Genomic DNA, 8,607 nt, shown 5'->3' on the forward strand with positions numbered 1-8,607 from the left:
GTATGACAACGCCGGAGACCGTGGTGGACATGGCATCCGACGAGCGGCTGCGGCGCTGGCGGCTGGTCCTCGGCGGGGGCGCGGCCGAGGGTACTGGCTGCGCCCTGACCGGGACGGACGCCGCGATGGACGGAGCCCTGGGTGCGCTCTACGGCCCGGGGAGCGGTCAGGAGCGCGGGAGCGGAAAGCGATCGGCCGGCCTGGAGGGGTCGGCGCCCAATGTGGCGCGCTGGCTGGGCGACATCCGTACGTACTTCCCGAGCTCCGTCGTCCAGGTCATGCAGCGTGACGCGATCGACCGGCTCGGCCTCCGCACGCTGCTGCTGGAGCCGGAGATGCTGGAGGCCGTCGAGGCGGACGTCCACCTCGTCGGGACGCTGCTCTCCCTCAGCAAGGCGATGCCCGAGACGACGAAGGAAACCGCCCGCGCGGTCGTCCGCAAGGTCGTCGACGACCTGGAGAAGCGGCTGGCCACCCGCACCCGCGCGACCCTCACCGGCGCGCTCGACCGCAGCGCGCGCATCAACCGCCCACGCCACCGGGACATCGACTGGGACCGCACGATCCGGGCGAACCTGAAGAACTACCTCCCCGAGTTCAACACCGTCGTGCCCGAGCGGCTGATCGGCTACGGCCGCGCGTCCCAGGCAGTGAAGAAGGACGTCGTCCTCTGCATCGACCAGTCCGGGTCGATGGCGGCATCCGTCGTCTACGCCTCGGTGTTCGGAGCGGTGCTCGCCTCGATGCGGTCGATCGCGACGCGGCTCGTCGTCTTCGACACGGCGGTCGTCGATCTGACGGACCAGCTGGACGACCCGGTGGACGTCCTGTTCGGCACGCAGCTCGGCGGCGGTACGGACATCAACAGGGCGCTCGCCTACTGCCAGTCGCAGATCACCCGGCCCGCCGACACCGTAGTCGTGCTCATCAGCGATCTATACGAAGGCGGCATACGGGACGAGATGCTGAAGCGGGTCGCGGCGATGAAGGCGTCGGGAGTTCAGTTCGTCGCGCTGCTCGCGCTCTCCGACGAGGGAGCACCTGCGTACGACCGCGAGCACGCGGCAGCCCTGGCGGCACTGGGTGCGCCGGCGTTCGCCTGCACGCCCGACCTGTTCCCGGAAGTGATGGCCGCGGCGATCGAGAAAAGGCCACTGCCCATACCGGACATGGCGACTCATCAGTAACAAGGGACTTGCGTGACCCCGGGAGGCTCGTGCAAGCATCGTCCCCGTTGCCCGTGGAGGGCCATGTTCCGCGCCTGGGAGGGCTCGCCCCATTTTGACTGTCACCGCTGCTCAGCCTCGTGCCGCCGGGCGCCTTGTGCGCCGTGCGGCCGGGCGGCATGCGGTGCACGCGGTGCGTGTGTTGCTGTTCGTGGGCGGGCTGCTGGTGCTGGGGTTCGTTCTCGGCGGTCAGGCGCACGCGGCGGAGCAGCCGGGCGTGGGCTCCCCGCTGGAGCGGGTCGCCCCTGCCGCCGGTCCGGCCGGCCAGCTCCGTGACGTCGCGGAGCCGCTGACCGAGGGTGCGGCCGAGCCGCTCGGCCCGGGCGCCGAGGACGCCGAGGACGCCGAGCGGGCCCTCAAGCCCGTCACGGAACCCGTCACGGATCCTGTTGCGGAGCGCGTCACGAAGCCGGCCGTCGAGCAGGCGGCCGAGCAGACGGCCGAGCAGACGGTCGATCGCGTCGTCGACCCGGCCGTGGAGCACGTGGCCAGGCCCGTCGTGGAGCCCGTCGCAGGGGCCGTGGGACAGGTTGTCCACGATGTGGCGGAGCCCGTCGGTGACGTGGTCGGCTCGGTCGTGGAGGACGTGCCCGCGCGGCCGTTGCCCGCACCGGTATGGCCCGGCGACGGCCTGCCCGTGCCCGGGCAGGACCGGCCGCAGGACACCGCGCCCGTCACCGGCCACCGCGACGAGCCACGCTTCGGAGAGTCCGCCGGCCGTGGCCGCACGAAGGGCAGCAAGGCTGTTGCGACGCCCTCCCATGAGCTCCGGTACGCGACCACGTACGCGCACCGGCTGGGCGCGGCGGACACCCGCGCCGTCCCCCTGCTCGGCGACGGAACGCGTGACGGGCGGCTCCCGGACCTGCCCGGCCGTTTCCCGGCCGGACCGGGCGGCAGCGCCGTCGTTCAGTCCGCCGGTGACGGCCACACGCCGCGCCCCGGCGACCATCACGCGGCGTGGTTCTCGAACGCCGTGGCGTTCGGGCTCGAGCCCGGTTCCCGGCAGCCGCTGACCGGTGCCGGCGTCCGCGACCGGCATCGCGACATTCTCGAATTCCCCGGATAGGGCAGGCCGTTCCCCCGCCTCAGGACCTGCCGCGCGGGGGCGGAGCAGGTCTGCCCGCCGGCCCGGATGCCGACGTCCAGCTGAGCTGACGCCGTCGCAACCGACGCAACCGGCATCCGGAACCCTCGAATTCGAAGGAATCTCCCGAACATGAACAAGAACATCCGCCGCTCCATAGCCGTCGCGGCCGGCGCAGCCGGAATGTGGGCCATCGGCACCGCGGCCGCCAGCGCGGACGAGCTCCCCTCGCTCTCCCTCTCCACCGCGGACCAGGCGGTCGACACCGCCGAGGACACGGTCACCGGCATCACCGACGAGGCTCCGGCCGCCGGCGCCGCCACCGGCAAGGTGCAGGCCACCGCCGGTGCCGCGGTCGCCGAGGCCAAGGGCGCCGCACAGGACGCGCAGGCCGTCACCCAGGCCCCGGTCACGTCCGTCCAGGCCCCGGTCGCGTCCGCCGCGGACCAGGCCCGCCAGTACGTCGAGGGCGAGCTGTCCGACGCCCAGGGCGAGGTCGACTACCTCTTCGGCCCGCTCTCCGCCTTCGCCCCCGAGCTGGTCGACCAGGCCCCCGGCACGGCTCAGGGCTACGCCCAGGGCGCGGTCACCGCGGCGACCCCGGTCGCCGACGAGACGGCGCAGGACGTCCTGCCTCCGGTCGCCGGCCGTGCGATCGACGGCGTGCTCCCGGTCGCGGGTCAGGCGGTCGGTGACGTCGGCGGCCTCGCCACGGGCGTCGTCGCTGACGTGACCCCCTTCGCGGGCGGTGTCGTGAGCGAGGTCCAGCCGTTCGCGGGCGGCGTGGTCGGCGAGGTCCAGCCCTTCGCGGGCGGTGTGGTCGGCTCGGTCCAGCCGCTGGTCGAGACCGTCGTGAACCAGGTCGAGCCGGTCGCGTACGGCGTCGGCGGCAGCGCGGGCACTCTCGCGTACGGCGTGGTCGGAGACGTACAGCCGTTCGCCGGCGGGGTCGTCTCCGAGGTCCAGCCGTTCGCCCAGGACCTGACCGGCACGGTCGCCGCGACCCCGGTCGCCGGCAACGCCGTCTACGGCCTGCAGGGCGCGGCCACCGCGGTGACCCCGAGCTACGTCGACAGCCTGGGCCACAACCTGACCCAGGGCATCTGACGACGCCAGGCATCAGGTGACCGGCGGGTCACGGACATCGACGGGCGGTTCCCATTGGGGTGGGGGCCGCCCGTCCCCGTACCCGGCTCGTGTCCGTCCGCGGGCCTTGCCCGTACCCGGCTCGTGTCCGTCCGCGGGCCTTGCCCGTACCCGGCTCGTGTCCGCCAGCGGCCTTCTTCGTACCTGCCGGGTGTCCGTCCGCGGGCCTTGCCCGTACCCGGCTCGTGTCCGTCCGCGGGCCTTGCCCGTACCCGGCTCGTGTCCGTCCGTGGCCCTCCCCGTGTCCGTCCCGTAACCGCAGAGTTCCGCCACGCGCGCGATCTGTGACAGGTATCACCGCTCCGGTGTGATCTGCGATTTAGGCCCCCACGTCCCTCGGGGATAACCTGCGAGACGGACATGCCGCGTGCCCGGACACCGTGTACGCCTCCCTAGTGACAGCGCAGTCACGTTGCCCTTCGCGGCACGCCCACGCAGACAACGAACCGCGAATCACTGAAAAGGGACGGACGCGCGTGGACCTGTTCGAGTACCAGGCGAGGGACCTCTTCGCCAAGCACGGTGTACCGGTGCTGGCCGGTGAAGTCATCGACACGCCTGAGGCGGCGCGCGAGGCGACCGAGCGACTGGGCGGCCGTTCGGTCGTCAAGGCGCAGGTGAAGGTCGGCGGCCGCGGCAAGGCCGGTGGCGTCAAGCTGGCCGCCACGCCGGACGAGGCCGTCGCCCGTGCGACGGACATCCTCGGTATGGACATCAAGGGCCACACGGTCCACAAGGTGATGATCGCCGAGACGGCTCCCGAGATCGCCGACGAGTACTACGTCTCGTACCTTCTCGACCGCACCAACCGCACCTTCCTGGCCATGGCCTCGGTCGCGGGTGGCATGGACATCGAGGAGGTCGCCGCGACGACCCCCGAGAAGCTCGCCAAGATCCCGGTCGACGCCAACGAGGGCGTCACCGCCGACAAGGCCCGCGAGATCGTCGAGGCCGCGAAGTTCCCGGCCGAGGTCGCCGAGCCGATCGCCGAGATCCTGCAGACCCTGTGGAAGACCTTCGTCGCCGAGGATGCGCTCCTCGTCGAGGTCAACCCGCTCGCCAAGGTCGCCGACGGCCGGGTTCTGGCCCTGGACGGCAAGGTGTCGCTGGACGCCAACGCCGAGTTCCGCCAGCCCTCGCACGCCGAGCTCGAGGACAAGGCATCGGCCAATCCGCTCGAGGCCGCTGCCAAGGCCAAGGGCCTCAACTACGTCAAGCTCGACGGCGAGGTCGGCATCATCGGCAACGGCGCGGGTCTGGTCATGTCGACCCTCGACGTCGTCGCGTACGCCGGTGAGAAGCACGCGAACGTGAAGCCCGCCAACTTCCTCGACATCGGTGGCGGCGCCTCCGCCGAGGTCATGGCGAACGGCCTCGAGATCATTCTCGGCGACCCGGACGTCAAGTCCGTGTTCGTCAACGTCTTCGGCGGCATCACCGCGTGCGACGCGGTCGCCAACGGCATCGTGCAGGCCCTGGAGCTCCTCGAGTCCAAGGGCGAGGCCGTGACGAAGCCGTTGGTCGTGCGCCTCGACGGCAACAACGCTGAGCTGGGTCGTCAGATCCTCGACGACCGCAACCACCCGCTCGTGCAGCGCGTGGACACCATGGACGGCGCGGCCGACAAGGCCGCCGAGCTGGCTGCGAAGTAAGGGACGAGGGACACCAACACCATGGCTATCTTCCTCACCAAGGAATCCAAGGTCATCGTCCAGGGCATGACCGGCTCCGAGGGCCAGAAGCACACCAAGCGCATGCTCGCTTCCGGCACGAACATCGTCGGTGGCGTCAACCCGCGCAAGGCGGGCACGACCGTCGACTTCGACGGCACCGAGATCCCCGTCTTCGGGTCGGTCAAGGACGCCATCGAGAAGACCGGCGCGGACGTCACGGTCATCTTCGTCCCGGAGAAGTTCACCAAGGACGCGGTCATCGAGGCGATCGACGCCGAGATCGGCCTCGCGGTCGTCATCACCGAGGGCGTCGCGGTCCACGACACCGCGCAGTTCTGGGCGTACGCGGGCGCCAAGGGCAACAAGACCCGGATCATCGGCCCGAACTGCCCGGGTCTGATCACCCCCGGTCAGTCGAACGCCGGCATCATCCCGGCCGACATCACCAAGCCCGGCCGCATCGGTCTCGTGTCCAAGTCCGGCACGCTGACCTACCAGATGATGTACGAGCTCCGTGACCTCGGCTTCAGCTCCTGCGTCGGCATCGGCGGTGACCCGATCATCGGCACCACCCACATCGACGCCCTGGCCGCCTTCGAGGCCGACCCGGACACCGACCTGATCGTGATGATCGGCGAGATCGGCGGCGACGCCGAGGAGCGTGCCGCCGACTTCATCAAGGCGAACGTCACCAAGCCGGTCGTCGGTTACGTCGCGGGCTTCACCGCGCCCGAGGGCAAGACCATGGGTCACGCGGGCGCGATCGTCTCCGGTTCCTCTGGTACCGCACAGGCCAAGAAGGAGGCCCTTGAGGCCGCCGGTGTGAAGGTCGGCAAGACGCCGACCGAGACGGCGAAGCTGGCGCGCGCGATTCTCGCCGGCTGACACGGCCTCGCCGGCCGAGCCTGACCGGCTCCGCCGCAGTGTGTGGGCCCGCCCCCGGGAGACCGGGGTGCGGGCCCTCGCGCATGTTCAGCCCGCGGTCTGCCTGATCCGGCCGGCCTGCTCGCATCGAAGAACGGCCGTTTGAGCGAACGGACTGTTGGAGCGAACGGCCCGTTGAACCGAACGGCCCGTTGAACCGAACGGCCTGTGGGACCGAACGGTCTGTGTGAACCGGAACGGGCGGTCAGCCGACGCGTGGAATGAGCCGTTGCGGGCCGGCGTGCGGATGCGAGTGGAGCATGTTGCGGAGGTTCACTTCCGCCTTCGTGTACGACTGGGGTCCGCCGCGTGGCGGTACGCCGCCGACCGCCTCGCCGGGCGCCTGCGGCGGCTCGTAGTGGCCCTCCGAGGTGGCCGCGGTGAACGCCGCCGCAGCGAGGATCAGCGCGGTGAGACCGAACACCGCACGCGTCCGCAGCTGGGTCCTGCGCTCGCCGGCGATCCGTACGGCACGGGCGGTGGGGACCTTCGGCGTGGACACGGCGTGGACCAGGCCGCCGAGCTGTTCGTGCAACGCCTGCGGATCCGCCAGTTCCGGCAGCCGATCGGCGACGACGGCGCGGGCGTGCAGGACGCGGTTCGCGGCGGCCGGAGTGCTCGCCTCGGTCTCGGCCGCCGTCTCGGGCAGGTCGAGGCCGAGTCCGTCGTACAGCAGCAGGGTGCGGCGGTACACCGGGGGCAGCTCGAGCAGCGCCTTGCGCAGGGTGAGCCGGCACGGGTCCGGCGCCGTGGACAGCAGGGCCGGAAGGGCCGGGTCCGGGACCGGGTCCGGATCCGGGCGCCGGTGGCTGCGGCGCAGCCGGTGCCAGGGCGACAGGGCGTACTCGTACGCCGCCGCCCGCACCCAGCCCGCGGGGTCCCGGTCGACGGCGACCTCGGGCCAGCGCTCCCAGGCGAGATGGAAGGCATGCTCCACGGATTCCAGGGCGAGCCCGCGCCGTCCGGTGAGCAGACAGGCCTGGCGTACGAGAGCGGGGGCGGTGCGGGCGTAGAGGGCGTCGAAGGCCTCCTCGGGGGTGAGGTCCGGCTCGTGCGCGGGAGGCGGCGGCTGGGGTACGGGGGGTGTTCGATGCCTGCTCGGGGAGGGAGGGGCGGGAGGGGCGGAAGCGGAGAGCGCCCCGCCCTCGTGTGTCTCCAACTCTTCCGCCTCCTTGGCCTCCTTGGCCTCCTTGGTCTTCATGGCCGAGATCTCCGCCTCGTACGGGGCGAGAAGCTTCGCGTACGCCTCGCGCTTGCGCCCGCGAGGGCTGGTGCGGCCGGCCTCCCAGGACTTGACCGTCGCCTTGGTGACGCCGACGGCTTCCGCGACCTGCTCCTCGCTCAATGACTTCGCCTCGCGCAGCCTGCGTCGCTCCTTGGGTGAAGGCAGCGCCGGCGCGGTCGTCTCCGCGCCTTCCGCAGGGTGCTCCCTCATGAGGGGCTCCCCGGGAAGCTGCACCAGGCCAAAAAGTACATAAACGTATATTGAGCGACACAACGGTCATTCGCCCGCTACGCGGATAAAGCGCGTGTCGTTGGCAGCATGGCCGCGTGACCCAGACGACCGATCACAGTCCGTCGTTCGTGCCCGTGCAGGGCGGCAGGCCGGCCGCCGCGCTCGTGACATCGCTTCTGCGCGGGGTGATCGCCGCGGGGCTGGGGCTCGGCGCGCTCGCCGTGCCCGTGATGGTGATGTGGATCAGCTCGCCGTACGTGGACAGCGGCCCGCGCGGGGCGCTGCACGTGGCCGCCGGGCTGTGGCTGCTCGCGCACGGAGCCGAGCTGATCAGAGCCGACACCCTCTCCGGGACGCCCGCGCCCGTCGGGCTCGTGCCGATGCTGCTGGTGGCACTGCCCGTCTGGCTGGTGCACCGGGCCGCGCGGGACGCCCTCGAGGAGGGGGAGGGATGGCGCCAGCCGTCAGGTGGCATGGCCGTGTGCGGAGTGACCTGTGGGTATCTGCTGGTCGCGGCTGCGGCGGTGCTCTACTCCCTGGGCGGGGAGCTCGCTGCGGAGCCGCTCAGCGCGGCGCTGCATCTGCCCGTGGTGGCGGGGCTGTCGGCGGCGACGGGGGTGTGGGCGGCGAACGGCCTGCCGCTCGGGCCGCTGCCGGACTGGATTCCCGAGCGCGTTCGCATCGCCCTCGCCCGCTCCAGGGTCCCCGTCGCGTTCCGGGCGGCGGGAGCGGCGGTGGCGGTGCTGCTCGGCGGCGGGGCGCTGCTCGTCGCGGCGGCGCTGGTATGGCATGCGGGGGCGGCGCAGAAGTCGTTCCTGCTGCTCGCGGGCGATTGGCCGGGGCGGTTCGCGGTGCTGCTGCTCGCTCTGGCGCTGGTGCCGAACGCGGCGGTGTGGGGGGCGGCGTACGGGCTCGGCCCGGGTTTCGCACTCGGAACGAGCGCCACGGCGACGCCTCTCGCGGCGGTGGGGAACCCCGCGCTGCCCCAGTTCCCGCTACTCGCCGCGGTCCCCGCGGAGGCGCCCGGGTCGCCGCTGGCCTGGGCGGTCGCGGTGGTGCCGGTCGCGGCGGGCGGCGTGGTCGCGTGGTTCACGG

7 protein-coding genes are annotated in these 8,607 nt (G+C 71.9%); 6 read left to right on the forward strand and 1 reads right to left on the reverse strand.

Annotated elements, in window-relative coordinates:
* Window positions 1-2: 2 nt before the first annotated feature.
* The 5 genes from ACWGI8_RS03865 (at window position 3) to sucD (ending at window position 6,017) form a co-directional block, all read left to right on the forward strand.
* Window positions 3-1,187, forward strand: a complete 1,185-nt coding sequence (locus ACWGI8_RS03865) for a VWA domain-containing protein (protein ID WP_453658418.1) — start codon at window positions 3-5, stop codon at window positions 1,185-1,187.
* Window positions 1,188-1,359: 172 nt separating this feature from the next.
* Window positions 1,360-2,295, forward strand: a complete 936-nt coding sequence (locus tag ACWGI8_RS03870) for a hypothetical protein (protein WP_453658420.1) — start codon at window positions 1,360-1,362, stop codon at window positions 2,293-2,295.
* A gap of 150 nt (window positions 2,296-2,445) precedes the next feature.
* Window positions 2,446-3,420 carry a hypothetical protein gene (locus ACWGI8_RS03875; protein WP_453658422.1) on the forward strand — a complete coding sequence of 325 codons (975 nt, stop codon included), beginning with the start codon at window positions 2,446-2,448 and terminating at the stop codon, window positions 3,418-3,420.
* A 515-nt stretch (window positions 3,421-3,935) separates the two neighbouring features.
* Window positions 3,936-5,111, forward strand: coding sequence for an ADP-forming succinate--CoA ligase subunit beta (sucC, locus tag ACWGI8_RS03880; RefSeq protein WP_453658424.1), 1,176 nt, complete (start codon window positions 3,936-3,938; stop codon window positions 5,109-5,111).
* 21 nt (window positions 5,112-5,132) lie between these two features.
* Complete coding sequence (gene sucD, locus ACWGI8_RS03885) at window positions 5,133-6,017, forward strand: succinate--CoA ligase subunit alpha (RefSeq protein WP_453658426.1); 885 nt, start codon at window positions 5,133-5,135, stop codon at window positions 6,015-6,017.
* Between the two features lie 244 nt (window positions 6,018-6,261).
* Here sucD and ACWGI8_RS03890 read toward each other — a convergent pair whose 3' ends face one another.
* Entirely contained in the window at window positions 6,262-7,491 is a 1,230-nt protein-coding gene (locus ACWGI8_RS03890; RefSeq protein WP_453658428.1) for a sigma factor-like helix-turn-helix DNA-binding protein, read from the reverse strand.
* Window positions 7,492-7,607: 116 nt separating this feature from the next.
* Between ACWGI8_RS03890 and ACWGI8_RS03895 the strand changes: the two genes are divergently transcribed.
* On the forward strand, window positions 7,608-8,607 hold a 1,000-nt coding region (locus ACWGI8_RS03895; protein WP_453658430.1), incomplete at its 3' end, for a cell division protein PerM.

The sequence above is a fragment of the Streptomyces sp. NPDC054841 genome, from assembly GCF_053611045.1.